This window comes from Streptomyces sp. NPDC044064, assembly GCF_056434245.1.
Genome location: NZ_JBWKFN010000018.1, coordinates 90595 through 117064, shown reverse-complemented (window position 1 = coordinate 117064; position 26470 = coordinate 90595). Strand labels below are relative to the sequence as shown.

Here is a 26470-nt window from a genome sequence, read left to right as displayed (position 1 = left end):
TCGAACGGAGGGACTGGACGTGACGGGGACCGAGCCGGCCGCTCAGGAGATCGACACCACCCGGCCGCATCCGGCGCGGGTGTACGACTGGTTCCTCGGCGGCAAGGACAACTACCCCGTCGACGAGGAACTCGGCCGCCGGATCGCGGCGATCGACGGGGGCGGCGCCCCGCGGGCCGCCCTGGCCAACCGGGGGTTCATGCGCCGGACCACGCGCGCGCTGGCCCAGGAGGCCGGCATCCGCCAGTTCCTGGACATCGGCACGGGCATACCGACCGAGCCCAACCTGCACCAGATCGCCCAGTCCGTCGCCCCGGACGCCCGGGTCGTCTACGTCGACAACGACCCGATCGTGCTGGCCCACGCGAACGCGCTGCTGCGCGGCACCGCCGAGGGCGTCACCGAGTACGTCCAGGCCGACGCCCGCGATCCGCGCGCCATCCTCGAACAGGCGGCCCCTGTCCTGGACTTCGACCGTCCCGTCGCCCTGTCCCTGATCGCCCTGCTGCACTTCGTCGCCGACGAGGACGGCGCCCACGACCTGGTCGCCGCGCTGGTCGACGCGCTGGCTCCGGGCAGCTGCCTGGTGCTGTCCACGATGACGGCCGACTTCGAACCAAAGAACGTCCAAAAGGGCATCGCCGCGTACGCCGCCGGCGGGGTGACCCTGGTGGCCCGCTCCCAGGCCGAAGTGGGCACGTTCTTCAAGGGGCTCGAGCTGCTGGAGCCCGGGATCGTCTCCGTGGCCGACTGGCGCCCCGAGAGCCGACCGGACGGCCCGATCTCGCTGTACGGCGCGGTCGGCCTGAAGCGCTGAGCCCCGCGCGGCCGTCCTACAGACCGAGCACGTGCGCGACGGTCCGCAGCACCCCGTTCTCGTTGTTGGACGGGGCGAGATGGCGGGCCCGGCGGACCACCTCCGGGTGGGCGTTGGACATCGCGAAGGACCAGTCGGCGGCGTCCAGCATCTCCAGGTCGTTGAGGTAGTCGCCGAACACCATGGTCTGCGCGGGCGTGATGCCCAGCTCGCGCTGCAGGCCGCGCAGGGCGGTGCCCTTGTTGGCGCTGCGGTTGATGACGTCGACCCAGTGCTCGCCGGAGACGACGACGTGGTGGGTGTCGGCGAAGGCCAGCAGGGCCGGGGCGGTGGTGTGCTCGGCGGACCCGAAGTCGAACAGCGCCACCTTGATCACGTCGTCCTCGACGGCGGTGACGTCCTCGACGATCCGGTGCTCGACGTAGTACTCGCGCACCTCCGCCAGGAACGCCTCGTCGGTCCGCTCGACGTACGCCGACCGCTTGCCGGAGACCACGATGCCCATGTCGACGCCGTCCGCGACCAGGCGCCGTACCGTACGGGCGAGGTCCGCGACGACGGACCGGTCGAGCACGTCGGAACTCAGCTCCACCCCGTCGCGGACCACATAGGTGCCGTTCTCCGCGATGAACACCATGCCCTCGGCGACCTCGGCGAACTGCCGGGCCAGCGTGATGTACGGGCGACCGCTCGCCGGACTGAACAGCACTCCGCGGCGGCGCAGTTCGGCGAGCATCGGCCACAGGCCGTCGGGTATCCGCTTGGCGTCGTCCAGCAGGGTGCCGTCCATGTCGGTGACGACGAGCCGGATGTCGGCGGGTCCGGCGGGCAGGCCGGGGACTTCGAGCAGGGACGCGGGCGTGGCGGGCATGTCCTTCTTCCGGTCGGTAACGGGATACGCGGTGGGCGGGCGGGTAGGAACCGAAGGCTCCAGTGTTCCTCATACGACCGGGCGCCTCGGAGGGTGGCCAAGCCCTCACGCTGCGCGTTTCCCCGGACAGCACGATCGACCGGGGGCACAATGACCACGACAACCGCACAGGAGAAGGGCGGCGACGTGAGCGCGGGCGACTCCCCGACGGCCGGACCGGCAAGGCTGAACACCTCCGTGGCGCACAACGCGCGGGTCTGGAACTACTGGATCGGCGGCAAGGACAACTACGAGGTCGACCAGCAGGTCGGCGAGCACGTCGCCGGGATGTTCCCGGTGATCCGGTCGGTGGCCCGTGCGGACCGGGACTTCCTGGGCCGGGCGGTGCGGTTCCTGGCCGAGGAGCGCGGCCTGCGCCAGTTCCTCGACGTCGGCACCGGGCTCCCGACGGTCGACAACACCCACGAGATCGCCCAGCGGATCGCGCCCGAGTCGCGGATCGTGTACGTCGACAACGACCCGATCGTGCTCGTGCACGCCCGCTCCCTGCTCACCAGCTCCCCCGAGGGCGTCACCGACTACATCGACGCCGACGTGCACGACGCGGACACCATCGTGCGCCGCGCCGGCGACACACTCGACCTGGACCGACCGGTCGCGGTGATGATGCTGGGCATCCTCAACTTCGTCCTGGACACCGACGCGGCCCGGGACATCGTGCGGCAGATCATGGCGGCGGTCCCCTCCGGCAGTCACCTGGTGCTCACCCACCCGACCTTCGACGCCGAGGTGGGCGGCGAGGGCAACGTCGCCGCGATGGAGTTCTGGAACGCCAACGCCACCCCGCCGATCACCGCCCGCAGCCGCGCCGAGATCGCCTCGTTCCTGGACGGTCTGGAGCCGGTCGAACCGGGTCTGGTGCCGTGCTCGCGGTGGCGCGCCGGGCCCGACGCCGCCGCGGTACCGCAGTACGGCGCGGTGGCCGTGAAACCCTGAGCCCGACGACACCGGGGCCCGGGCTCCGGCCCGCCGAGGAGGACGTATGACCACCCTTGCCGACCCGGTGCCCGGCGGACGCCCCGGCGACCTGCGCCGGGTGGCCGCGCTCACCGCCGAGCTGGCCGCCCGGGGCGTGCACGGGATCGTCCTGGCCTATGTGGACACGGCGGGCATCGGCCGGGTCAAGACGGTCCCGACGGCACGCCTGGAGGCCGCCGTGTCCTGGGGTGTCGGCATGTCGCCGGTGTTCGACACGTTCCTGGCCGACGACTCGATCGTCACCACCGACGTCCTCGGCTCCCCGGACGGCGACCTCAGGCTCTACCCGGACCTGGACCAGCTGGTGGTCCTGGCCGGGCAGCCCGGCTGGGCGTGGGCCCCCGTGGACCGGATCACGCAGGAGGGCGAGCGGCACCCCGGCTGTGCCCGGACCTTTCTGCGCCGGATCGTCGCCGACGCGGCCGACCGGCACGGCCTCGCGTTCAAAGCGGCCGTCGAGGTCGAGTGGGCGGTCGGCCTCGACGCGGCGCCCGGTGCGGACTTCGTCCCGGCGGTCTCCGGGCCGGCGTACGGCGCGACCCGGCAGATCGAGCTGAGCGACTACACCGCCGACCTGCTGGCAGCGCTCGCGGCACAGGGCGTGGACGTCGACCAGATCCATCCCGAGTACGCGGCCGGGCAGTTCGAGGTCTCGGTGGGCGCCCTGGACCCGGTGGCGGCGGCCGACCGCAGCGTGCTGGTGCGGCAGACGGTCCGGGCGGTTGCGCAGCGGCACCGGCTGCGGGTCTCCTTCGCGCCCGCGGTCCTGCCCGAGGGCGTCGGCAACGGCGGCCATCTGCACCTGTCCTGCTGGCGCGGCGGGGTGAACCTGCACTCCGGCGGCGAGGGCCGGTACGGAATGACGGCCGCGGCGGAGTCGTTCGTGGCCGGGGTGCTGGCCCGCCTGCCGGCGCTGACGGCGGTCACCGCGCCGAGTCCGGCCAGCTATCTGCGGCTCAGACCCTCCCGGTGGGCGGGCGTGTTCACCGCCTGGGGCCGGGAGACCCGCGAGGCCGCGCTGCGGATCGTCACCGGCACGGCGGGCCGCCGGGACCGGGACGCCAACATGGAGATCAAGCCGGTCGACCTGGCCGCCAACCCCTATCTGGCGCTGGGCTGTGTCATCGCCGCCGGCCTCGACGGGATGACGACGTCCCTGCCGCTGTCCGAGGAGATCACCGGGGACCCGGCCCGCTACGGCCCGGACGAGGCGGCGGCCCGCGGGGTCGAGCGCCTGCCGACCTCGCTGCCGCAGGCCGTCGAGGAGTTCCGTGCCGACCAGGTACTGCGGGCCGCGCTGGGCCCGGTCCTGGCGGACGCGGTGACCGCCGTACGGCTCGGGGAGGCGGCCGCCGTGGACGGGCTGGACGACGCGCAGGTGGCGGCCGCCTACCGCTGGAAGTACTGACGATGCCCGCCCCCGGCCCCGGCCCCGGCCCCGGCCCCGTCGACGAGATGCTCGCCGCGCTGCCGCTGGTCGACCACCACTGCCACGGCGCCGTCACGGCCGATCTCGCGCCCGGGCAGTTCGAGTCGCTGATCACCGAGGGCGAGGCCTGGCCCGGCAGCTCGACCTTCGACAGCCCGGTCGGCGTGGCCGTACGCCGGCACTGCGCCCCCCTGCTGGACCTGCCCCGGCACGCGCCCCCGGCCGACTATCTGGCCCGGCGTGCCGAACTCGGCTGGCGCGAGGTCAACCGCCGGTTCCTGACCGCCGCGGGAGCCGAGGCCTTCTGCGTGGACACCGGCTACGCCCCGCACCCCGTCACCTCCCCCGCCGAACTGGCCGAGGCCGCGGGCACCGCCGCCCACGAGGTCGTACGGCTCGAGCAGGTCGCCGAGGCCGTGGCCGCACGGGGCGTGGAGGCGGGCGAGTACGCGGCCGTGTTCCCGGCGGCGGCCGAGGAGGCGGTACGGCGGCCCGGAGTGGTCGCGGTGAAGTCCGTGGCCGCCTACCGCACCGGCTTCGCGCTCGCCCCCGAGCGCCCCGCGCAGAGGGAGGTGGCGGAGGCCGCCCGGCGCTGGATCGCGGACGGCGGACGCCTGACCGACCCGGTCCTGGTACGGCACCTGCTGTGGACGGCCGTCGACCTCGGCCTGCCCCTCCAGCTGCACACCGGCTTCGGCGACGCCGACCTGCGACTGCACCGCGCCGACCCCGCCCTGCTCACCGACTGGCTGCGCCTGACGGCCGGCACGATCCCGGTCCTGCTGCTGCACTGCTGGCCCTACCACCGCCAGGCGGCCTACCTGACCACGGTGTTCGAGCAGGTGTACCTGGACGTCGGCCTGGCCCTGCACTACACGGGCCCGGCCCGCTCCCGCGCGGTGCTGGAGGAGGCGCTGGAGATCACCCCGTTCCGCAAACTGCTGTACAGCTCGGACGCCTACGGTGTGGCCGAGTTCCACCACCTGGGCGCACTGTCCTTCCGGCAGGGTCTGGCCGCAATGCTCCAGTCCCGGGTGGACGCCGACGAGTTGAGCCTGCCCGACGCCCTGCGTATCGCGGCCTGGACGGGCCGTGACAACGCCCGCCGACTGTACGGACTGCCCGCAAACGATCCGGCCCGCGACTGAGCGCGCGCCCCACCCGGAAAGTATGATCAAGCAATGTCTGACATGACCGAAACCACGCCCGGCTGGCTGACCACGGACGAGCTGGAAATGGCCAGGGCCCGGATGCCGATCCTGTACGTCGAGGCCGTGCCCGTGCGCGTGGACGACAGCGGCGAAGTCACGAGCATCGGACTGCTGCTGCGCATCGGCCCGGACGGAACGGTCAGCCGGACGCTGGTCTCCGGCCGCGTCCTGCACCACGAGCGGGTCCGTGACGCCCTGCTGCGCCATCTGGAGAAGGACCTCGGCCCGGTCGCGCTGCCCCGGGTGCCGGCCTCCCTGCAGCCGTTCACGGTCGCCGAGTACTTCCCGACTGCCGGCATCACGCCGTACCACGACCCGCGCCAGCACGCGGTGTCCCTCGCCTACATCGTCCCGGTGACCGGCGACTGCCGGCCCCGGCAGGACGCACTGGACCTGGTGTGGTTCAGCCCCCAGGACGCCGCCTCGCCGGCCATGCAGAGCGAGATGCCGGGCGGGCACGGGGTGCTGCTGAGGCAGGCCCTCGCCCACGTGGGTGTCGTGTCCTGACACAGGCCGCCCGGGTGACTGGCCTGCCTATCAGGCCAGTCAGGGCCCTGACCAGGGCTTTCCCGGACGCTTTCAGGTTGTGTTCAGCTCTGCGGCGGCCTGTGGCAACACCTTCACCAGAAGCCCCAAAACTATGGCAAAGGGGTCTGGGGAAGGGGCAGTTGACCATGCGAGGGTGCGCCCATGAGTACAGAGCACGTCCTCGACCAGCGGTCCCACGACCCTGGCCGCGCCCGCATCCGTGCGGCCGCGAACAAGGTGCCCGAGGTCACCGTCTACTTCTGGATCATCAAGGTCCTCACCACCGGCATGGGCGAGACCGCGTCCGACCTCCTGGCGCACCTGCTCGGCCCGGTCCCGGCGGTCGGCCTCGGCGCTCTGGCCCTGGTGGCGTCGCTCGCGGTGCAGTTCGCCGTCCGCCGGTACGTGGCCTGGGTCTACTGGACGGCGATCGTCATGGTCAGCGTGTTCGGCACCATGGCGGCCGATGTCCTGCACGTGGGCATCGGCGTGCCCTACACCCTCTCGACGCCGCTCTTCATGGTCGCCCTGGCCGCCGTCTTCACCCTCTGGTACGCGAGCGAGCGGACCCTGTCGATCCACAGCATCCACACCCGCCGCCGCGAGGCTTTCTACTGGGCGGCCGTCCTCGCCACGTTCGCGCTCGGCACGGCCGCGGGCGACCTCACCGCGTCCATCGGCTTCGGCTACCTCGGCTCGGCGGTCCTGTTCGCCGTCGCGATCTGCGTCCCGGCCCTCGCCCACGGGGCGGGCACCCTCGGCGCGGTGCCCGCTTTCTGGACGGCGTACGTCATCACCCGTCCCCTCGGCGCCTCGATCGCCGACTGGATGGCGCTGGAGCCGCACCGTGGCGGCCTCGGACTGGGCCTCGGCCCGGTGACGCTGTCCTGGACGGTGGCCATCCTCGGGCTGGTCGGCTACCTCGCGCTCTCCCGGAGGGATGTCTCCAACGCCTGATTCGTTCGGAACGCCTGATTCCGCTCAGCGATGCCACAATCAGAAGGCGACGCAGCCGCTTGATCGGATCGTGCCAGGAGGCCGGAACACCATGGCGAGGGAGAGGGAGGGGAGACCGCCCGAGCAGCCGCACCTGCCCGACCTGCATGTGCAGCTGCGTTCCGAGCTGGGCCGGATCGACGACCAACTGCGCGACCTGCTGTCCGCCATGGACCGGCTGCAGGGACTGCTGGACGCGGTCGTGGCCATCAGCCGAGAGGTGGAGCTGCCCGCGGTGCTGCACCGCATCGTCACCACCGCCATGGACCTGGTCGGCGCCCGCTACGGGGCGCTGGGGGTGCTCAACGAGTCTGGGGAGCGCCTGGAAAAGTTCATCACGGCCGGACTGTCCGAGCAGGAACGCAATGATCTGGCCAACGTCGGCCTGCCACGGGGCCGGGGTGTCCTCGGCCATCTGATCCGCCACCCCGAACCCCTGCGGATCGCGGACATCCCGGCCCATCCCTCCTCCGCCGGCTTCCCGCCCGGCCATCCATGCATGGGCACCCTGCTCGGCGTCGCCATCACCGTGCGCGGCGAGATCTACGGCGATCTCTACCTCTCCGAGCGGCACGACGGACAGCCCTTCGACGTGCACGACGAGAACGTCGTCCTCGCCCTGGCCAGCGCCGCCGGCATCTCGATCGAGAACGTCCGGCTGTTCGAGCGGGTGCGCGTGGGAGCCGAGCAGTTCCAGCGGCTCCTCCTGCCCACCCTGCCCGACCTGCGGCCTTTCACCGCCGCCGCCATCTATCAGCCCGCAACCCAGCCCAGCCAGCTGGGCGGGGACTGGTACGACGCCATCCCCCTGCCCGACAACGTCGTGGCGGTCGTCATCGGCGACGTCGTCGGGCACGACATGCATGCCGCGGCCGCCATGGCCTCCACCCGCAACATGCTGCGCGCTCTGCTGCTCGACCAGACCAACCCGCCCGGCACGGTCCTCACCCAGCTCGACCGGGCCCTGCAGGCCACCACGAACAATCCCGTCACGACCACCACCCTGGCCCGTATCGAACCGGAGGGATCGGGCTGGCGGCTGCGCTGGAGCACCGCGGGCCACGTCCCGCCCCTGCTGATCACCCCTGAGCGCCACATGGAGTTCCTCTTCGCCGAGCCCGGACTGCCGCTCGGGGTCGACACCGAGCAGGCGCGCCCCGACCACTCCCGCTTCCTGCCTCCGGCCGCCACCGTGGTCTTCTTCACCGACGGACTGGTCGAACATCCCGCACACTCCATCGACGAGAGCCTGGCCGGGCTGGCGAAGCTCGCCACGGAACATGCCGCCCTGCCCCTGCAGGAATTCGTCCGGGCACTGGCCGAGCACCATCCCAGTGACGGTCACGACGACATGGCCATCCTCGCCCTGCGCACTCCGGACGCCTGAACGGTGGCGTGGAGGATCCGCCGGATCCGACGGATGATGGGCATCGGGGCGATGGACACGGAGGTCGCCCGATGGCTGTCGCACCGCATGAACGGCTCGGGCGGGCCGGGCTGGCCGTCCTGGAGATCTGTGTCATCGCCGGGCTGTATTTCGGCGCGGCGAAGGTCGGACTGCTCCAGCAACTGGTGCGCGGCCAGGTCACGCCACTGTGGCCGCCCAGCGGTATCGCGGTGGCGAGCCTGCTCCTGCGCGGCCCGCGGGTCTGGCCCGGGATCGCGCTCGGCGCGTTCCTGGTCAACTTCCCGCTGGGGCCGTCACTCCCGGCCGTACTGGCGATCGTGGCGGGAAACACCCTCGCACCCCTGTGCTCCTGCTGGCTGCTGCACCGTTCCGGGTTCCACAAGGAGCTGGACAGCTTCCGGGACGCCCTCGCCCTGATCTTTCTCGGCGCGTTCACCGGGATGCTGGTCAGTGCGACGACGGGCACCGGAACCCTGGTCCTGTCCGGGGTGCTGCCCTCCAGCGACTTCTGGCCCACGTGGTCGGTGTGGTGGACCGGCGACGCGATGGGTGTCCTGGTGGTCACGCCGGTCCTGCTCGTCCTGAGTTCGGCACGCTGGCCGAGGGAGGCGACGTCGGCCCGCTGGGTGGAGGGGCTGCTGCTGCTGGCTGCCGTTGCCACCATCGGTTACATCGAGACCAGCCGTACACCGCTGCTGTTCCTCGGCTTCCCGCTGCTGGTCTGGGCGGCCTTCCGCTTCCAGCTGGCCGGGGCCGCACCGTGCGCGCTGGCCGTGTCGACCTTCGCGATCATCGCCGCCGGCCGGCAGACCGGCCCGTTCTCAGGTCGCGACCTGCTCACCAACATGATCACCCTGCAGGCGTTCAACGGTTCCGCCGCACTGACCGCACTGCTGCTCGCGGCCGTCGTCAGCGAGCGGAACACGGACCATCTGGAGATCGAGCGAGCCTGCCGTCAGCTGGCCGGGATGGCGGCCAGGATCGCCACCGGCGACCACCGCCCGACACTTCCCGACGGGGAGGGCGGGAGTCCCGCGCAGACGGACGCGAACGCGGACACGAATGCGGGAACGGAAGCGGACACGGGAACGGAAGCGGGCACGGAAAAGGCCGCCCCCTCATCCCTGAGAAGACGGCCTCCGACCGGCAACAAAGCTGGTCGGGACGACAGGATTTGAACCTGCGACCCCTTGACCCCCAGTCAAGTGCGCTACCAAGCTGCGCCACGTCCCGGTGCCCGTTTGACCTGGGGTTTCCCCGGTCGAAACGCGCAGGGAAACAATACCGCACTCGGGTCGGTGGTCGCGCACGCTTTCCGGTTGACCTCAAGCTTGGTTGAGGTTGCACGATCTTCGACATGAAGATCGCAGCGGACGACACCCGCACCTACGGCTACGACGACCTGCCCCGGCTCATGGCGCTCATGACGGGCGACGAGAAGCACGGCCCCGCGGCCACCTCCACGCTCGACGCGCTGTGGGTGCTGTACGACCGGGTGCTCCGGGTCACGCCGGAGCGGCGCGAGGATCCCGCGCGGGACCGGTTCCTGCTGAGCAAGGGGCACGGGCCGATGGCGTACTACGCGGTGCTGGCGGCGAAGGGCTTCGTGCCCGTCGAGTGGCTGGCGGGGTTCGGGGCGTACGACTCCCCGCTCGGGCATCACCCCGACCGGGTGCTGGTCCCGGGGGCCGAGATCGGCAGCGGGTCGCTGGGGCACGGGCTGCCGATCGGCGTGGGCAGCGCGCTGGGGCTGCGTGCGCAGGGGCTGCAGGAGCCGGGTGTCTGGGTGCTGATCGGGGACGCCGAGCTGGACGAGGGAAGCAACCACGAGGCGATCGCCTTCGCGGGGCCCGCCGGGCTCGAACGACTGCACGCCGTCGTGATCGACAACTCCTCCGCCAGCCATGCCCGGCCCGGCGGGATCGCCGCCCGTTTCGAGGCCGCGGGCTGGTCCGCGGTGACCGTCGACGGGCGGGACCACGAGTCCCTGTACGCCGCGTTCACCGCGCCGCACCCGGGGCGTCCGCACATGGTCGTCGCCCGCGTGGAACCGAAGAACGCCTGATCCCTCCGGTCCTTCTCGTCCCTCGCGTACGTCCCGGCCGTCCTTTCGTCCGTCCCGTCCGTCCCGTCAGAACTCATTGGAAAGGGTCCAGCCCTCATGGACACCATGCGTGACCGTTTCGCCCCCGTCGTCTCCCGGCTGCTCGACGAGGATCCGCGGGTCGCGGTCGTCCTCGCCGAGATCGGCAAGGACGGCTTCGCCGGGGCACTGCGCCGGCATCCGCACCGGGTGATCAACGTCGGCATCCGCGAGCAGCTGCTGGTCGGCGCCGCCGCCGGTCTCGCGCTCACCGGGCTCAGGCCCGTCGTGCACACCTTCGCCAGCTTTCTCGTGGAGCGGCCCTTCGAGCAGGTCAAGCTGGACCTCGGGCACCAGGACACCGGGGCGGTACTGGTGAGCGCGGCCGCCTCCTTCGACTGGCCGGCCGGCGGCTACACCCACATGGCACCCGGCGACGTGGCACTGCTCGACACCCTGGACGGCTGGACCGTGCACGTGCCCGGACATCCCGACGAGGCCGAGACGCTGCTGCGGCACGCGGTCGCCGCGGGGGACGACAAGGTGTACGTCCGGCTCTCCGTGCAGGCCAACCGGAAGGGGCTCGCGGTCGACGGGGAGCGCTTCCTGACGGTCCGCGAGGGGCGTGCCGGTGTGGTCGTCGCGGTCGGGCCGATGCTGGACGCGGTGCTCGCCGCCACGGAGGGCCTGGACCTGACCGTGCTGTACGCGACGACGGTACGGCCCTTCGACGCGGCCGGGCTGCGCCGGGCCACGGAGTCCGCGGGCACGGACGTCGTCCTGGTCGAGCCTTACCTCACGGGAACGTCGACGGCAGCAGTGAGCGAGGCACTGGCGGATGTCCCGCACCGGGTTCTCGGCCTCGGCGTGGGACGCCGTGAGCTGCGGCGCTACGGCACGATCACGGAGCACGTCGCCGCACACGGGCTCGACGCACAGAGCCTGCGCGAGCGCATCGGGGCGTTCGTGGGGGCGGGTCGGGCGTCCGTGCGCGCGTGAGGCCGGGGCGGTTCGGCACGTGGGCAAGAGGCCATGCGAGCCGCCAACCCCGGCACCGGCTCGATGCCGGGACGCCAGCCGCTGCGAGCTCGACGGCGGCACCGGCGCGAAGCGCGGACGACAGCCGTGCGAACCCGGTTGAGGCACCCCGTCCGGGGCACACGCGGGAGCCCACGTGGCACCGGCTCAGCACCCGGACGGCCGGCATACGAACCCGGCCGAGGCCCCCCGGCCAGAGCCCACACGCCATGCCGCGACGCTGGCTCAACACTCGGACGGCAGCCATACGAGCCCGACCATCGCACGCCGCCCAGCACACCCGCGGCAACCCACCACGAGCCCGATCACGGCACCCCGGCCCGAACACGCGCGGGAGCCCCACGAGCCCAGCCGCGACGCCCGCCCAGCACTCGGACGGCAGCCATACGAACCCGACCTTCACACCCCCGTCCGGCACACCCGCGGGAGCCCCACGAGCCCAGCCACGACGCCCGCCCAGCACTCGGACGGCAGCCATACGAACCCGACCTTCACACCCACCCAGCACACCCTTAGGAGCCCGCCACGGGCCCAGCCGCGGCGCCTGCTCAGCGCATCTGCGTCGGCGTCTCCGCTCGCACCAGGCCCCGGATCGCGGGGACCGAGAGCAGGGCCGCGGCCACCACCACGCTCATGACGGCGGAGACCAGCAGGACGTGGTCGGCGCCGAGGGCCGCGGCCGCCGGGCCCGCGAGGGCCTGGCCCACGGGCATCATCGCGAGGGAGCCGGCCACGTCGTAGGCGTGGATGCGGTTGAGGACGTCGGACGGGACCTGGGTCTGCACGCTGGTCGACCACATCACTCCCCAGAACGACATCCCGGCCCCGGCCAGCGCCGCCCCGGCCGCCATGGCGGGCACGCCGAGTCCGGCGCCGACGGTCGCCGGGAAGCCGAAGAAGGCGAACAGGGCGAGCGCACCGGCCCGCAGCATTCGGCGGGGGCGCAGTCTCAGCGAGAGCAGGCCGCCGATCACGGTGCCGGCGCCGAGGGCGGAGTTGACCAGGCCGTAGGCACGGGGACCGTGGTGCTGGACGACCTCGGTGGCGACGAGCGGGACCGTCGGCCCCCAGACGGTGATCATGTACACGCACCACACGGCGATCACGCCCCACAGCCAGGTGCGCGACCTGAACTCCCGCCAGCCTTCGACCAGGTCGGCCCGGAAGACACGCAGGCCGGGGCCGGCGGCGCGGGCGGCCGAGGGGAGCGGGGACAGCCGCAGGACGAGCAGGCACAGGGCGCTGGTGGCGTAGGTGGTGGCGTGCACGGCGAACAGGCCGCCGGGCGAGACGAAGCCGACCAGGACGCCGGCGACGGCCGGCCCGGCGAGCTGTGCCGACGACTCGGCGATCCGGATCGCGCCGTTCGCCCTCTGGACGTCGGGGGCGAGACGGGGCACGGTGCTGGCCACGCCCGGCTGGAAGACGGCCGCGGCCGCGCCGTTGAGGACACCGATGGCGCAGATCTGCCACAGGACCACGTGCCCGGTGAAGAAGAGACCGGCGGCGAAGGACTGGGTGACGAGCCGGACCAGGTCGGCGCCGATCATCAGCCTGCGGGTGCTGAACCGGTCGGCGACGACCCCGCCGAGGACGACGAGTCCGGCGAAGGCGGCGACGGAGGAGGCCATGGCGAGGCCGACCGCGCCCGCGCCGTACCCGTGCTCCAGCAGACCGGCGGCGAGCGCCACGGGCAGCATGGTGTCGCCGAGGCGGGCGACGGCACGGGCGACGAAGAACAGCGCGAAGTCCCGCGACCAGACGCCCGGGGGCTCGGCACCGGCCTTGCGCCGAACCCGGGAGACGATGCCCGCGATGTCACGCCGTGCGTCCGTACCCGTCACGCGTACGCTCCCCTCCCCGCCCCACGGCATCCCCGCCGCGCGGGATCATGCCACGCCGCCGCTGCCCCCGCCGAGGGATTTTCAGCTGCCGCCGGGCAGGCCCAACTCCGGGTAGGCCTCCAGGAGTCGGGGCGGCGCGGCCTGCCTCCAGGAGTCGGCGAGGATGTCCCGCAGCTCGTCCTCGCCCTCCAGCGCGGCGAGTCTCGCTCTCACCCAGGCGAACTGGGCCTCGTGATCGGCGATCCAGAACTTCCCCGGCTCGGCCATGACCAGTTCGTCGCGCTCCTCCTTGGGGCAGCGCACGGCGATGGACGTCTCGTCCTCGGGCAGCGTGGCGAACATCTTCCCGGCAACCCGGAACGTGGGCATGCTCCAGGCGATCTTCTCCGTGGTGTCCGGCAGGGACAGGGCGACACGTCGTACGTCTTCAGCATCCGGCATGCCACGCACGGTAGTCCCTGCCACAGACAGTCACCCGGCCGGCGGATCCAGCCGCTTGTAGTAGAGGGTCGTCGGGCGCAGTTCGCCCGCCGGGTTCGCCGCGTAGTCGGGGAGGGTGCCGGCCTCGGTCCAGCCGGCCGAGCGGTAGAGGTGCTCGGCGGGGCTGCCGGTCTCGGTGTCCAGGTGGAGGAGGGTGATGCCGATGGCGGCGGCCGCGCCCTCGGCAGTGGCGAGGAGTCTGTGGCCGAGGCCCTGCCCGCGCGCGGAGCGGTACACCATCAGCTTCACGAGTTCGGCGCGGTGCCGGCTGTTGGGCTTGTCGGGCAGGGCCAGGCTCACCGTGCCCGCGACACGGCCCGTGTCGTCCACCGCCACCCAAAGCGCCAGCCGCCCGGCCGCCACCCCGTCGGCCCGGTCCCGCCACCAGGCGGCCGCCGCCGTCCGCCCGAGCGGCGCGAGGAAGCCGACCGAGGCACCCCCGGCCACGGCGTCGGCCAGCAGTCCGGCCAACTCCTCACTGCCGTCCCGCACTTGGGCCTCGTTCCAGCGCAGCACCCTCACGGCCGCACCACCGCCAGCACATAGCGTGCCTCCTCCGGCCCGGCGCAGCGGAACCTGGTCGGCCCGAGGACCCGCATCCGCAGACAGTCGCCCGCGTCGAGACGGTGGCCGGTGTCGCCGACGGTCACCTCCAGCGCGCCCTCCAGAACCCACAGGTGCTGTTCCAGGCCGGACACGGGCGGGCGGTCGTAGGCGATGTCGGCGCCCGGGGCGAGCCGGCCCTCGACCAGTTCGCCGCGCAGGCCGGCGTGCGGCGGGGACACGGACCGGCGGACGAAACCGGCGGCGCGGTCCTGCCACAGCTGCTGCTCGGCCGCCCGCACCAGCGGGGCCGGTTCCGCCTCGACCTCGCTGAGCAGCTGGGACATGGTGCGTCCGTAGGCGTGGCAGAGGCGGTTGAGGACGGCTGCGGTGGTGCTGATCTCCGCGCGCTCGGCCCGGGACAGGGTCGACCTGCTCACACCGCTGCGCTCGGCCAGCTCCCCCAGGGACCAGCCGTGTCGAGCCCGGAGTTCGGCCAGCCGGGCACCGATCCGGGCGTCGACGGGTTCAGGACCATCGCTTCTCATATCCGGGACGCTATCCCGGATATGAGACAGGGGTGTTACGGAAGGCTCACGCCTGCGCCGCCTCCCCCAGTGCCGCCAGCACCTGACGGATCAGGGGGTGTCCTTCGGCTCCTCGCCGCACGGCAGCGAAGACCCGGCGGGTCGGGGCCACACCGTCGACGGGGCGGACGACCACACCCGTGAGGTCCATACCGCGCAGGGCCGAGCGCGGCACGAGGGCCACGCCCGCGTCGGCCGAGGCCAGGGCGACGACGGCGCGGAAGTCGTCGGAGGAGTGCTCGAGGCGGGGCTGGAACCCGGCGCTCTCGCAGGCGAGGACCACCACGTCGTGGCAGGGGTTGCCGGGGTACGGGCCGATCCACGGGTCTTTAGCCAGCTCCGCCAGAGGAACCTCGGGGGCGTCCGCGAGGCGGTGGCCGACCGGTACGACCGCGTCGAAGGGCTCGGCGTACAGGGGCACGTGGGTGAGCCGGGGATCGTCGGCGGGCGGGGCCCCGCGGTACTCGACGGCGACCGCGACGTCCACCTGCCGGTCCAGGACCATGGGCAGGCTGGCATCGCCCTCGGCGTCCTGGACGCGGATGCGTATGCCGGGCGCGGCGGCCGCGAGGCGGGCCACCGCGGGCGCCACCACCTCGGCGATGCCGGTCGCGAAGGCGGCCACGGTGACCGTGCCCGCCTCCCCCGAGCCGTAGGCCGCCAGTTCGGCCTCGGCCCGCTCCAGCTGGGCCAGGACCGCGTTGGTGTGGCCCAGCAGGATCTCGCCCGCCGGGGTGAGCCGGACACCCTTGGCGCTGCGCTCCACCAGGCGGTGCCCGGTCTCCTGCTCCAGGGCCGTCAGCTGCTGGGAGACGGCGGAGGGGGTGAGATAGAGCGCGGCGGCCGCCGCCGTGACCGTGCGGTGGTCAGCCACCGCACGGAGGATGTGGAGCCGCCGGGCTTCGATCATGGGATCAATTATCTCAGGGTGTCCGCACTGGTCAGGCCGCCAGCTCCGCGCGGGCGGCGACGAAGGCGTCCACGGCCCGGTCGACGTCCTCGGTGGAGTGCGCGGCGGACAGCTGCACGCGGATGCGGGCCTGGCCCTGCGGGACGACCGGGTAGGAGAAGCCGATCACGTACACGCCCCGCTCCAGGAGCAGCTCCGCCATGCGGGCCGCCTCGGCGGCGTCGCCGATCATGACGGGGGCGATGGCGTGGTCGCCGGGGAGGATGTCGAAGCCCTCCTCGGTCATCCTGCGGCGGAACAGCGCGGTGTTCTCGGCGAGCCGGACCCGCAGTTCGTCGGCCGACTCCAGCAGGTCGAGGACCTTCAGGGAGGCGGCGGCGATCACCGGGGCCAGGGTGTTGGAGAACAGGTACGGGCGGGAGCGCTGGCGCAGCAGGGCGACGATCTCGGCGCGGGCTGCGACGTAGCCGCCGGAGGCGCCGCCGAGCGCCTTGCCGAGGGTGCCGGTGATGATGTCGACGCGGTCCATGACGCCGTGCAGCTCGGGGGTGCCGCGGCCGCCGGGGCCGACGAAGCCGACGGCGTGCGAGTCGTCGACCATGACCATCGCGTCGTAGCGGTCGGCGAGGTCGCAGATCTCATCGAGCGGGGCCACGTAGCCGTCCATGGAGAAGACGCCGTCGGTGACGATCAGCTTGCGCCGCGCGCCGCCCTCGGTCGCCTCCTTGAGCTTGGCCTCCAGGTCCGCGAGGTCACGGTTGGCGTAGCGGAAGCGGCGGGCCTTGGACAGGCGGATGCCGTCGATGATGGAGGCGTGGTTGAGGGCGTCGGAGATCACCGCGTCCTCCTCGCCGAGCAGGGTCTCGAAGACACCGCCGTTGGCGTCGAAGCAGGAGGAGTACAGGATCGTGTCCTCCTGGCCGAGGAACGCGGACAGACGCGCCTCCAGCTCCTTGTGCACCTCCTGGGTGCCGCAGATGAAGCGTACGGAGGCCATGCCGTAGCCCCAGCGGTCCAGGGCCTGGTGGGCGGCGGCGATCACCTCGGGGTGGTCGGCGAGGCCGAGGTAGTTGTTGGCGCAGAAGTTGAGGACCTCGCCGGGGCGGCCGCCGGCGCTGACGCTGACGGTCGCGGACTGCGGGCTGTCGATGACCCGCTCGGGCTTGTGCAGGCCGGCGGCACGGATCTCGTCGAGGGTGGCGCGCAGGTCGTCACGGACAGAGCTGAACATGAGGGGGCTCCTCTGAAGGTGCTGGCGGAAGAAGGGGGTTACGCAGTCCAGTCCAGGATGATCTTGCCGCCGGTGCCGCTCGCCGCGTCGGCGAAGGCCGCCTCGAAGTCGCGGTAGCCGTACCGGCCGGTGATCACCGGGGCGAGGTCCAGGCCGCCCTCCAGCAGGACCGACATCGCGTACCAGGTCTCGAACATCTCCCGGCCGTAGATGCCCTTGATGGTGATCATCGAGGTGACGATCCGGGACCAGTCGACCGGGAACTCCTCGGCGGGAAGGCCGAGCATGGCGATCCGGCCGCCGTGCGTCATGTTGGCGATCATGTCGCGCATGGCCTCGGCGCGGCCGGACATCTCCAGGCCGATGTCGAAGCCCTCCCGCAGGCCCAGCTCCCGCTGCCCGTCGGCGATCGAGGTCCGGGCGACGTTCAGGGCCAGGCTCACGCCGATCTTTCGGGCGAGCTCCAGGCGCTCCTCGCTGACGTCGGTGATGACGACGTTGCGGGCGCCTGCGTGGCGGGCCACCGCCGCCGCCATGAGGCCGATCGGCCCGGCGCCGGTGATCAGGACGTCCTCGCCGACCAGCGGGAAGGACAGCGCGGTGTGCACGGCGTTGCCGAACGGGTCGAAGATCGCGGCGACGTCGAGGTCGACGGGGATGCGGTGCACCCAGACGTTGGACGCGGGCAGCGCGACGTACTCGGCGAACGCGCCGTCCCGGCCGACACCGAGGCCGATGGTGGCCCGGCACAGGTGACGACGGCCGGCGAGACAGTTGCGGCACTTGCCGCACACCAGGTGGCCCTCGCCGCTGACCCGGTCGCCGACCCGGATGTCGGTGACGTCACGGCCGGTCTCGACGACCTGCCCGACGAACTCGTGTCCGAGCACGAGCGGAGTGCTGATGGCCTGCTGCGCCCAGCCGTCCCAGGCCCGGATGTGCAGGTCGGTGCCGCAGATACCGGTCCGCATGACCTTGATCAGTACGTCTCCGGGGCCGATTTCCGGCTCGGGTACGTCCGCGAGCCAGAGCCCGGGCTCCGCCTTCTCCTTGACCAGCGCCTTCAACGCTACGACTCCTGTGGGTGAGGTCCCGGTCGCAGGCATGCCGAAGGAGCCCGCACCGGGTCAGAGGGGTGGAATCACCCTGCAATCTGCCGTACGCGCGGGCCGGGGTCCATCGAGCTTTTCTTAACCGCCGCCTCAGCTTTCCTTCACGCCTCCCGGATCCCCACGGTCGTGTCCGTCCCCGCGGGCACTTCAGATCGGCAGCCCGTCGTCCGCGGACCGTTCGATGCGTGCGACGAGTTCGGCGGCCAGCGCCTTGATGGTCTCCAGCCCGGACCTCCCCCAGGCCCGGGGTGCGACGTCGAAGGCGCACACGGTGCCGAGCGCCATGCCGGAGCTGTCGATGAGCGGGGCGCCGAGGTAGGAGCGGATGCCGTACTCGTCCACGACCGGGTTGCCGGCGAAGCGGGGATAGTCGCAGACGTCCTCCAGCACCAGGGCCTTGCGCCGGACCACCACATGCGGGCAGAAGCCGTGGTCGCGCGGCAGGACACGGCCGATCTCGGGCCTGCTGCCGTCCTCCCGGACCACGGGCGCGGTCACCGGGGTGCGCAGGCCCGCGAAGTACTGGTGGCCCTCGCCGACGAAGTTGACCATGGCGTACGGCGCGCCGGTGAGCTGGGCGAGATGGTGCGCGAAGGCGTCGAGAGCGGCTTCGGGCCGCTCCCCCAGGCCGAGTCGGCGCAGCCGGGAGGTGCGGGCGGGCGCCTCCCTGTCCTCGGGGGTGAGCAGCAGACCCCGGACCGGTCGGGGCGGCTCGTAGCTCATGGCCGGGCTCCGGCGCTGTGGGCGTGTCGCATGGGGCGGCTCCGTGAACGGTATGGCTGGATCACATGTGGGCGCCGTGGCTCGGCGCGGGCGCCGGGGCGTGGGCGATGAGGTGGCGTACGAGGGTGAGCAGGGTCTGTACGCCGGAGCTGGAGATGCGGGCGTCGCAGCAGACGACCGGGATCTCCACGTCGAGGTCGAGGGCCGCGCGCACCTCCTCCGGGTCGTACCGGTAACCGCCGTCGAACTCGTTGATGGCGACGATGAAGGCGAGGCCGCGTTCCTCGAAGAAGTCCACGGCCGCGAAGCACTCCTCCAGGCGGCGCGTGTCGGCGAGGATGACCGCGCCGAGCGCCCCTTCCGACAGCTCGTCCCACATGAACCAGAACCGCTCCTGCCCGGGCGTGCCGAACAGGTACAGGACGTGCTCCGGATCGAGCGTGATCCGGCCGAAGTCCATGGCGACCGTCGTCTCGACCTTGTTCTCGATGCCGTCGAGGTTGTCCGTGGCGGCACTGACGGTGGTGAGCAGCTCCTCGGTGCTGAGCGGGGCGATCTCGCTGACCGCTCCCACGAAGGTGGTCTTGCCGACCCCGAACCCGCCCGCCACCAGGATCTTGAGGGCGGTCGGAAACGGGTCAGAGCTGTCGTCGTAGTCCATCGAGCACTGCCTCCAGCAGAGACCGGTCAGTGGGGTTGTGGTGGAACGCGGGGGGCTTGGTGGTCAGCGCCCCGCAGTCGACGAGGTCCGAGAGGAGCACCTTGGTGACCACGGCGGGCAGTTTGAGATGCGCGGCCACCTCGGCCACCGAGACGGGCGCGCGGCACAGGTCGAGCGCCTGGGCGTGCTCGGGGCCGAGGTAGCCGAGCGGGGTGACACCGGTGGCCATCACCTGCGACATCAGGTCGAGGGCGATGCTGGGCTCGGTGCGGCCGTTGCTGACCGTGAACGGGCGCACGAGCCGTCCGGCCGCGTCGTCGAGCCAGGGCCCGTCGCCGGCTGCGGCCACGTTCAAGGCCTCATCGCCGTGGAATCGACAGCGTGCTGCCGGGGTGCTGTCGCCAGGTAGGGGCGGACGCTCTTGACCAGCATCGCCATCTCGTAGCCGAGCACGGCGGCGTCGGCCTCGCGCCCGGCGAGCACGGCGAGGCAGGTGCCGGAACCGGCGGTGGTGACGAACAGCAGCGTCGAGTCGAGTTCGACGACGACCTGGCGGACGTCCCCGCCGTCGCCGAACCGGACGCCCGCGCTGCGGCCGAGGGAGTAGAGGCCGGAGGCCAGGGCCGCCATGTGGTCGGCGCTGTCCGGGTCTAGGCCGTGCACGGACTTCACCAGTCCGTCGCAGGACAGGAGCACCGCGCTGCTGGTGTGGGGTACGCGCTGCACTAGGCCGCTCAGCAGCCAGTCGAGGTCGGATGCCTGGGCGGTCGGCGCGTCGCTCGCCATGGTGGATCGACTCCTTGGGGTACGAAGGTCAGCGGGAGCGCTGGGGGTGGGGGGTGGTGCGGGACTGACGAGGGTGGTCATCCGGCCGGTGCGCTCCCGTCGGAGCGGCCGGTGCCCTCGGATACGGGCGTGTGCGTGTGCATGTGGGATATGGGCGTCTGGGCCAGGGGGTCGGCCGCGTCCATGGGGTGGCCGGCCATGGGGTTGGCGCCCGGTGGGCCTGCGTCGACGTGTGCGGGGTGCACATGGGGCGGCACCGTGGCCGGTGTTCTGTGGGCCGGGCCCGCGTCCAGGTGTCCGGGTACCCCGGGCGCGGCCTCCGCATGGGGTGAATCCCCGTATGCCGTCTCCATGTTCTGCTGTGCCTCGGCGAGTCCGATCCCCCGCTGGAAGGCCGCCATCAGGCCGGGGTCGTGGCCCGCGACGACGTCCCCGTCCTGGCGGGGAACCGGCCCACCGCGCAGTTGGGGAACGATGTGCTCCTGGGCGCGACGGCGGGGCAGTTGAGGCTTGCCCATCGTGCCGCGGACCGCACCCGCGCGCGGGCCGGGCAGGGTGCCCGCGTGGGCCTCGAGCACCGGCCGGTCCTCGGCGTTGATGCCGGGCACGGCCTCGGCGATGTGGGGCCGCTGCTCATGGGTGCCGCGCACGGGCAGCGGGGGTGGTGGGCCGGCATCCGGTGAACCCCCGTTCCGGGCGCTCCCGTTCTGCATGCCCGCGCGCCCGGGGGTACCGCTGTGCTCGGATCCGTGCTGCGCGTGCCGTCGCCGTCCGGCCGCCGGGTCCGGTCCGGTCCCGGCCTGCCCTCCCGTTCGCGGCCCGCCCGGGTCATTCGTGCCGGGCGCGCCCGCCGGGCCCGCGCCGGCCGCGGCTCCCGGCCGGTGCTCCACGGAAGACGGACGCCCCTGCTGCGGAACCTGGGGGTTTCCCATCGTGTCCTGGGGCTGCGGTGCGGCCCCGGATACCCCTCGCGTCGTGCCCAACAACGCCTGTGGGACCACGAGTACGGCCTGCACGCCGCCGTAGATGTTGGTCTGCAGGCGTACGCCGATGCCGTGGCGCCGGGCGAGCTGGGAGACGACGTAGAGGCCGATCCGTCCGTCGGCCAGCAGGCTCGCGACATTGACCTGGTCGGGGTCGGCGAGCAGGGCGTTCATCTTGTTCTGTTCGCCGACCGGCATGCCGAGCCCGCGGTCCTCGACCTCCACGGCGAGCCCGGAGGTGACGAGGTTGGCGCGGAGCAGCACCTGGGTGTGCGGGGCGGAGAACACCGTGGCGTTCTCGACTAGTTCGGCGAGCAGGTGGATCACGTCGGCGACGGCGTGGCCGCGCAGTTCGCCGTCGATGGGCGGCACCAGCTTCACCCGGGAGTACTGCTCGACCTCGGCGATCGCGGAGCGCAGCACCTCGGTCATGCTCACCGGGTTGCTCCACTGCCGGCGGGAGACGGCACCGCCGAGCACGGCGAGGTTCTCGGCGTGCCGTCGGATCCGGGTGGCCAGGTGGTCCACGTGGAACAGGCCCTTGAGGAGTGCGGGGTCCTCGATCTCGTGTTCCAGATCGTCGAGGATCGAGATCTCCCGGTGCACCAGGGACTGGAGCCGCCGCGCGAGGTTGACGAAGACCTCGAGCTTCTGCTCGCTGCCCGCCTGGCTGGAGAGCTGGCTGGCCTGCACGACGGCGGTGACGGCGCCGTCGTACGCGTGCGCCAGGTCGGCGGCGAGCAGTTCGAAGTCGTCGGCGTCCTGTGGTGGCCGGCGGCGCTGCCCCCGCTGCGGCGGGGTCTCGCCGTGGCGCAGCCCCTCGACGAGGGCACGAAGATCGGCCTCGCCGCGCGCGGTGCTGCGGCGCAGGGCGTCGACTCGGTCGCTGACCGAGCGGGCGGCCCGGTCGGCGGCGACGGCCGCGATCATGATGCCCGCGACGGTCACCGCGACCGCTCCGGCGAGCACGGCCCACAGGGTGGGCGCGGGGCGTGCGCCGGTGGAGCGGATGCTGAACAGGACCGCCGCACTGGCGCTGAGCGCGACCGCGACGGGCGGCAGCACGGCGAGCCGCATCAGCTGAGGCCGTATGTGCGTCTCGGGCAGTGCGGGAGCGGGTCGGGCGACCGGTCGCCCGTGCCGGCCGCCCTCACGGCGGTCGGCATGGGCGGCCGGTGCACGGAGGTGAGACATCTGCGTCCTCGTACTGGTCCGTCGGGCTGCCATCCGGACACTCACAGTAGTCGCCTGCGCATCAAGTGCGGTGGGCAGTTGACAAAGTCACCCGGGGAGGGTCCCGCTCTGGTATGAGCCCTCGTACGACAGACCGATAACCGTGCCACGCTCATCGATCCGACCCGAAAGAGAACGAAATCACCTGCTCAAAAGTGGTCATGGGGGCGAGGGGGCGATCCGGGCGTCGGAGCCCCCGTCCGCTTCGGCTCGCCCCCGGCGCGAGACACGGACCCCCACCGAAGCACCCGGCCGCGCTCCACCCGATCCGAGAAATTGTCACGGAGAGTATCAGTCATGGCCTTGACTCGACTCCTGCTGTGGAGGTGCCGGTCCCGGAGGTGTCAGTCGAGTGCCGTGACGCAGAACTGGACCAGCCCGGCGTCGACGTCCAGGACGATCCGCTCCATCTCCGGCCACGGCGGGTAGAAGCCGCCGGGTTCGTCGCCCCACTCGATGGTGAAGCCGAGGATCTTGCCCTTGTGCTCGTCGGCACGGTGCCGGGAGTAGGCGTAGTCGTCGCTGGTCCCACAGGTCGGGTAGAGGTGGAAGGCGGACATCGGGGTGTAGGCGCGGCCGCGTACGCCGTTCAGTGCCGAGCAGAACTGTTCGGCGAGGACCACGGCGTCGTCGGCGTCGGACTTCGGGAGGTACTCCGCGTACGTGTCACCGGGCACCCCTCGCTGGTGGTCGAAGGCCGGGTTGAGGAAGTTCTGGGCCGGGGCGGCGGACTGGTTCTCGTCGTCGCCCCAGACGGTCAGCATGTCCTCGGAGTAGCTGTGCACGTCGACGAGCCAGCGGGTGCGCGGGTAGGTGTCGAGCAGCCAGCGCACGTTGCGGGTCTCGGGTTCCGAGAAGGCGCTCGGGCCCTGGTAGACGAGGTCGGCGGGGTCGTCGGAGACGCGTGGTGCCGCGTCCGGGTCGAAGGCGGTGCGGAAATCGAAGAGGAAGTCGTAATTGCGGTTGATGTCGACGCCGATGCGGTCGGGGTCGCCGCCCGACTGTGCCGGGTTGCGGTTCTTGCGCCACATCGGCTCGACGGTCTGGCTGTAGAGGCGGCCGTCGGGATTGACCAGCGGGAGGACGACGACCTCCAGCTCGTCCAGGATCCTGTGCACCTGGTCGCTGGTGAAGCTCGTCCCCCCGTAGATCAGGCCGGTTCCCGCGTCGTACGCCTCCAGCAGGTCGGCGGCGAAGTGGACCAGGATCTCGCAGCTGCCCCACTCCCGGGCGTGGACGCCCCCGATGAGGACGGCGCAGTCCCGGGTTCCGGCCGGGGAGGCACCGATCCGCAGAGCGTGACCGGCGCGGCCCTCGACCGAGGGTTCGGGCAGGTCGATGAGCCGGCTCGTGACCGGGAAGGCGGTGGCCAGGCTGGTCACGGCGGACTCGACCTCGGTGATGTTCAGGTACGACATGGCACTCCTCCCGGGCGCTACGCCTTGACGGCCAGCCCGTGCGGCACGGCATCGGCGGGGGCGAACCGGTCCCCCTCGCCGACCTCGGCCTGGCGGGCGAGTCCCTTGGCAGTGGCGTTCTCGACCGTGGTGACCGACACGCCCTCGCGTTCGAGGGCCTCGGCCTGTTCGGCGGTGACGTAGGCGTCGATGCTGCACCTGCCGTCATCGGTCAGGCGGGGGCTCCCGCCGACGTCGGGATGCGCGTCGCGCAGGAGCCCACGCAGGGTTTCCGCGTCCCGGGCGGTGACGCGCACGCGCAGGACGGGTGGTGAAGTGCTGGACATGACCGCTTCTTCCGGCACCGCCGGGCGCGCCACAAGGCCACCCGGCAGCGCGAGTTGCCGCGTGTGAGGACCGTGCGGACTTCGACGATCGGAGACGTCGAATCGGAGACGTCGATGAACAACGCCGGATGACGTTTGATGGCACTTACGCCATATATGTACGTCGTATTCTCAGGGTGCTCCGCCGTGATAGAAGGCGTCAAGGGGAACCTCGGGCAGGCCGCTCAGCAGCCTGTCGAGGCCGGCCGCCAGTTCACGTTCGTCGTCGTACTCGGCGAAATGCGGGACGAGGGCGCGCAGCCGTGGGTAGTCGGCTGCGGGCAGCCGGTGCAGGCCGAGCCGGAGCATGAGGTCCGGCTCCTCGCTGTCGTCCACCACCTGGCGCTTGTCCACGAGGAGGCAGCCGAGGGTCCAGGCCACGAAGGTGCGGTAGACGGTCAGCACGGTGGCGTCGTCGAAACCGGCGCGGGCCAGGACGGCGAGCACATGCTCGGTGAGCTGGAGCCAGGACTGCGGTCGGCGGGCCACGGGCACGGCGAGCGGACGGGTGGCGACCACGGGGAGGATTTCGGGGTGGGCGTGCACGACATACGCGAACGCCCGGGCGATCCTGCGCAGTTCGGCCCGCCAGGGCGGCTCTTCGGCCACGGCGTCCGAGTCGGCGCGGGCCTGCTGCGCCGAGGTCCGCAGCCGCTCGTTGACCTCGGCGAAGAATGTCTCCACGAGGCCGTCGAGGAGGGCTTCCTTGCCGGCGGTGTACCGATAGATGGCCATCGGCTCCACGCCCAGGTCGGCGGCGAGGCGGCGCATGGTCAGGGCCGCGAGCCCCTCACGGTCGACCAGGGCGACGGCCGCGGCGAGCACGCGGGGGCGGCTGAGGCGCCCCCGTCCTTCTGGGTTGTCTCGCCGTGCCATGGCCGCACTCCGGATACGCCGTACACTTCATCAATAATTGTACGTTTTATCCGGAGAAACGCGCGGACCCCTCGATCACGCGTGGTCGAGCCCCTTGCGCACGCCGGGCTCGGCGGCCAGCGCCCCGAGCGCCCGCCAGGTGCGGCGCACGGTTCCGGAGACACCGCGCCACCAGGCCTCGGCGGGGAGCTTGCCGGCAGGCTCGAAGGGCTCGCCGGGCCGGGGCAGAGCGACCGCCTGGCCGGCCTCCTCGGCGGCCTCCTTGGTCCACTCGCCGGGTTCCGCCCACGGATGCGGGGCCAGGTTGAAGGTGCCCCAGTGGATCGGCAGCAGCACTCCGCGCGGGTCGCCGCCCTGGAGGTCGAGGTGGGCGCGCAGCCCCTCCTCGGGGGTCATGTGGATGTCGCGCCAGAACTCGCTGTACGCGCCGATCTGGATCATCGTGGCGTCGAACGGGCCGTGGGCCGCGCCGATGTCCTTGAAGCCCTCGAAGTAGCCGGTGTCACCACTGTGGTAGACCCGGTGCTCCTCGCCCGCCACGACCCAGGACGCCCACAGGGTGTGCTGGGTGTTGCGCAGGCCGCGGCCGCAGAAGTGGCGGGCCGGGGTGGCGGTGAGGGTGAGCCCGCCGATCGTGGTGGCCTCGTGCCAGTCGAGCTCGCGCAGCCGGTCCGCGGACACGCCCCAGTGTTCGAGATGGGCACCGACGCCGAGCGGCACGGCGAACACGGTGTCCGTGCCGGCCAGCGCCTTGATCGTGGGCATGTCCAGGTGGTCGTAGTGGTCGTGCGAGACGACCACCACGTCGACCGGGCCGAGCGCGGCCAGCGGCAGCGGCACCGGGTGCAGCCGCTTGGGCCCGGCGAAGGGGAACGGAGAGCAGCGCTCACCCCAGACGGGGTCGAACAGGACACGGTGGCCGTCGATCTCCACGAGCACGCTGGAGTGGCCCATCCAGGTCACCCGCAGCCCCGTGGCCGGCGGCTTGGCGATGTCGGCCAGGGTGGTGGGGTGCACCGGGACGGTGCCACGCGGCGCGCGCAGCGGCCGGGTGTCCTTGTCCAGGAACACCTTGGCGAGGTCGAGCGTGGACCCGGAGGGCCGGGTGCTTGCGGTGCCGCCGGGGTTCTGGAAGACGCCGTCCTTGAAGTGGGGGGAGCGGCGGATGCGGGCCATGCGCTCACCGCTCGGTTCCGTGCCGAAGGCCTCGGGCTGGAACATGCCGAGCCCGAAGCTCTGGGAACGCAAACCGGTCACGGTACCTCCTGGTGAGTCGCTGAGGCCCTCCATTATGGTCGG

Annotated in this window: 27 protein-coding genes and 1 tRNA gene; 10 read left to right on the top strand and 18 right to left on the bottom strand. The window is 72.1% G+C overall.

The window, feature by feature from the left end:
- The first annotated feature begins 19 nt into the window (after positions 1-19).
- Positions 20-817 (top strand): SAM-dependent methyltransferase, encoded by a 798-nt coding sequence (locus AC07DS_RS27835; RefSeq protein WP_479149554.1) that lies wholly within the window; start codon positions 20-22, stop codon positions 815-817.
- Positions 818-833: 16 nt separating this feature from the next.
- On the opposite strand, the gene AC07DS_RS27830 is transcribed toward AC07DS_RS27835, so the two are convergent.
- Positions 834-1688 carry a Cof-type HAD-IIB family hydrolase gene (locus AC07DS_RS27830; protein ID WP_479149552.1) on the bottom strand — a complete coding sequence of 285 codons (855 nt, stop codon included), beginning with the start codon at positions 1686-1688 and terminating at the stop codon, positions 834-836.
- A 150-nt stretch (positions 1689-1838) separates the two neighbouring features.
- On the opposite strand from AC07DS_RS27830, the gene AC07DS_RS27825 reads away from it, so the two are divergent.
- From AC07DS_RS27825 to AC07DS_RS27795, 7 genes are all read left to right on the top strand, one after another.
- Complete coding sequence (locus AC07DS_RS27825) at positions 1839-2684, top strand: SAM-dependent methyltransferase (RefSeq protein ID WP_479149550.1); 846 nt, start codon at positions 1839-1841, stop codon at positions 2682-2684.
- Positions 2685-2730: 46 nt separating this feature from the next.
- Positions 2731-4134: a type I glutamate--ammonia ligase gene (locus tag AC07DS_RS27820; RefSeq protein ID WP_479149548.1), complete on the top strand. Its 1404-nt coding sequence runs from the start codon at positions 2731-2733 to the stop codon at positions 4132-4134.
- A gap of 2 nt (positions 4135-4136) precedes the next feature.
- Positions 4137-5303: an amidohydrolase family protein gene (locus AC07DS_RS27815; protein ID WP_479149546.1), complete on the top strand. Its 1167-nt coding sequence runs from the start codon at positions 4137-4139 to the stop codon at positions 5301-5303.
- Positions 5304-5345: 42 nt separating this feature from the next.
- Positions 5346-5873: an NUDIX hydrolase family protein gene (locus tag AC07DS_RS27810; protein WP_479149707.1), complete on the top strand. Its 528-nt coding sequence runs from the start codon at positions 5346-5348 to the stop codon at positions 5871-5873.
- 183 nt (positions 5874-6056) lie between these two features.
- Entirely contained in the window at positions 6057-6851 is a 795-nt protein-coding gene (locus AC07DS_RS27805; protein ID WP_479149544.1) for a COG4705 family protein, read from the top strand.
- 91 nt (positions 6852-6942) lie between these two features.
- The gene (locus AC07DS_RS27800; protein WP_479149541.1) at positions 6943-8277 is read left to right on the top strand and encodes a PP2C family protein-serine/threonine phosphatase; all 1335 of its coding nucleotides are present in this window, start codon (positions 6943-6945) and stop codon (positions 8275-8277) included.
- A 71-nt stretch (positions 8278-8348) separates the two neighbouring features.
- The gene (locus AC07DS_RS27795) at positions 8349-9476 is read left to right on the top strand and encodes an MASE1 domain-containing protein (protein ID WP_479149537.1); all 1128 of its coding nucleotides are present in this window, start codon (positions 8349-8351) and stop codon (positions 9474-9476) included.
- On the opposite strand, the gene AC07DS_RS27790 is transcribed toward AC07DS_RS27795, so the two are convergent.
- Positions 9455-9531 (bottom strand) — tRNA-Pro (locus AC07DS_RS27790). The genes AC07DS_RS27795 and AC07DS_RS27790 overlap by 22 nt on opposite strands.
- A 124-nt stretch (positions 9532-9655) precedes the next feature.
- Here AC07DS_RS27790 and AC07DS_RS27785 point away from each other — a divergent pair.
- A complete protein-coding gene (locus tag AC07DS_RS27785; protein ID WP_479149535.1) occupies positions 9656-10363 on the top strand; it encodes a transketolase in 708 nt (235 codons plus the stop codon).
- A 96-nt stretch (positions 10364-10459) separates the two neighbouring features.
- Entirely contained in the window at positions 10460-11380 is a 921-nt protein-coding gene (locus AC07DS_RS27780) for a transketolase family protein (protein WP_479149533.1), read from the top strand.
- Positions 11381-11967: 587 nt separating this feature from the next.
- Here the strand turns inward: AC07DS_RS27780 and AC07DS_RS27775 are convergent.
- From AC07DS_RS27775 to AC07DS_RS27700, 16 genes are all read right to left on the bottom strand, one after another.
- Complete coding sequence (locus AC07DS_RS27775) at positions 11968-13236, bottom strand: MFS transporter (RefSeq protein ID WP_479149705.1); 1269 nt, start codon at positions 13234-13236, stop codon at positions 11968-11970.
- A gap of 108 nt (positions 13237-13344) precedes the next feature.
- The gene (locus tag AC07DS_RS27770; protein WP_479149531.1) at positions 13345-13704 is read right to left on the bottom strand and encodes an MmcQ/YjbR family DNA-binding protein; all 360 of its coding nucleotides are present in this window, start codon (positions 13702-13704) and stop codon (positions 13345-13347) included.
- A 30-nt stretch (positions 13705-13734) separates the two neighbouring features.
- Positions 13735-14265 carry an N-acetyltransferase family protein gene (locus AC07DS_RS27765; RefSeq protein WP_479149529.1) on the bottom strand — a complete coding sequence of 177 codons (531 nt, stop codon included), beginning with the start codon at positions 14263-14265 and terminating at the stop codon, positions 13735-13737.
- A complete protein-coding gene (locus tag AC07DS_RS27760) occupies positions 14262-14834 on the bottom strand; it encodes a helix-turn-helix domain-containing protein (protein ID WP_479149527.1) in 573 nt (190 codons plus the stop codon). Before AC07DS_RS27760 ends, AC07DS_RS27765 begins: the two co-directional genes overlap by 4 nt.
- 46 nt (positions 14835-14880) lie before the next feature.
- Positions 14881-15783 (bottom strand): LysR family transcriptional regulator, encoded by a 903-nt coding sequence (locus AC07DS_RS27755; protein ID WP_145877602.1) that lies wholly within the window; start codon positions 15781-15783, stop codon positions 14881-14883.
- A gap of 31 nt (positions 15784-15814) precedes the next feature.
- Positions 15815-17014, bottom strand: a complete 1200-nt coding sequence (locus AC07DS_RS27750; protein ID WP_479149525.1) for a glycine C-acetyltransferase — start codon at positions 17012-17014, stop codon at positions 15815-15817.
- Positions 17015-17052: 38 nt separating this feature from the next.
- A complete protein-coding gene (gene tdh / locus AC07DS_RS27745; RefSeq protein ID WP_479149523.1) occupies positions 17053-18081 on the bottom strand; it encodes an L-threonine 3-dehydrogenase in 1029 nt (342 codons plus the stop codon).
- Positions 18082-18273: 192 nt separating this feature from the next.
- Positions 18274-18849, bottom strand: coding sequence for a GAF domain-containing protein (locus AC07DS_RS27740; protein WP_479149521.1), 576 nt, complete (start codon positions 18847-18849; stop codon positions 18274-18276).
- Positions 18850-18910: 61 nt separating this feature from the next.
- Positions 18911-19510, bottom strand: a complete 600-nt coding sequence (locus AC07DS_RS27735) for a GTP-binding protein (RefSeq protein WP_479149519.1) — start codon at positions 19508-19510, stop codon at positions 18911-18913.
- The gene (locus AC07DS_RS27730) at positions 19488-19859 is read right to left on the bottom strand and encodes a DUF742 domain-containing protein (protein WP_393470319.1); all 372 of its coding nucleotides are present in this window, start codon (positions 19857-19859) and stop codon (positions 19488-19490) included. Before AC07DS_RS27730 ends, AC07DS_RS27735 begins: the two co-directional genes overlap by 23 nt.
- Positions 19860-19861: 2 nt before the next feature.
- Positions 19862-20296 (bottom strand): roadblock/LC7 domain-containing protein, encoded by a 435-nt coding sequence (locus tag AC07DS_RS27725; protein WP_479149517.1) that lies wholly within the window; start codon positions 20294-20296, stop codon positions 19862-19864.
- A 77-nt stretch (positions 20297-20373) separates the two neighbouring features.
- Entirely contained in the window at positions 20374-22473 is a 2100-nt protein-coding gene (locus AC07DS_RS27720; protein WP_479149516.1) for an ATP-binding protein, read from the bottom strand.
- Positions 22474-22856: 383 nt separating this feature from the next.
- A complete protein-coding gene (locus AC07DS_RS27715; RefSeq protein WP_479149514.1) occupies positions 22857-23930 on the bottom strand; it encodes a M14 family metallopeptidase in 1074 nt (357 codons plus the stop codon).
- Between the two features lie 17 nt (positions 23931-23947).
- On the bottom strand, positions 23948-24256 hold the full coding sequence (locus AC07DS_RS27710; protein ID WP_479149512.1) for a hypothetical protein: 309 nt from the start codon (positions 24254-24256) through the stop codon (positions 23948-23950).
- A 171-nt stretch (positions 24257-24427) separates the two neighbouring features.
- Entirely contained in the window at positions 24428-25171 is a 744-nt protein-coding gene (locus AC07DS_RS27705) for a TetR/AcrR family transcriptional regulator (RefSeq protein WP_479149510.1), read from the bottom strand.
- 75 nt (positions 25172-25246) lie between these two features.
- Complete coding sequence (locus AC07DS_RS27700) at positions 25247-26428, bottom strand: MBL fold metallo-hydrolase (RefSeq protein WP_479149508.1); 1182 nt, start codon at positions 26426-26428, stop codon at positions 25247-25249.
- Between the last annotated feature and the right edge of the window lie 42 nt (positions 26429-26470).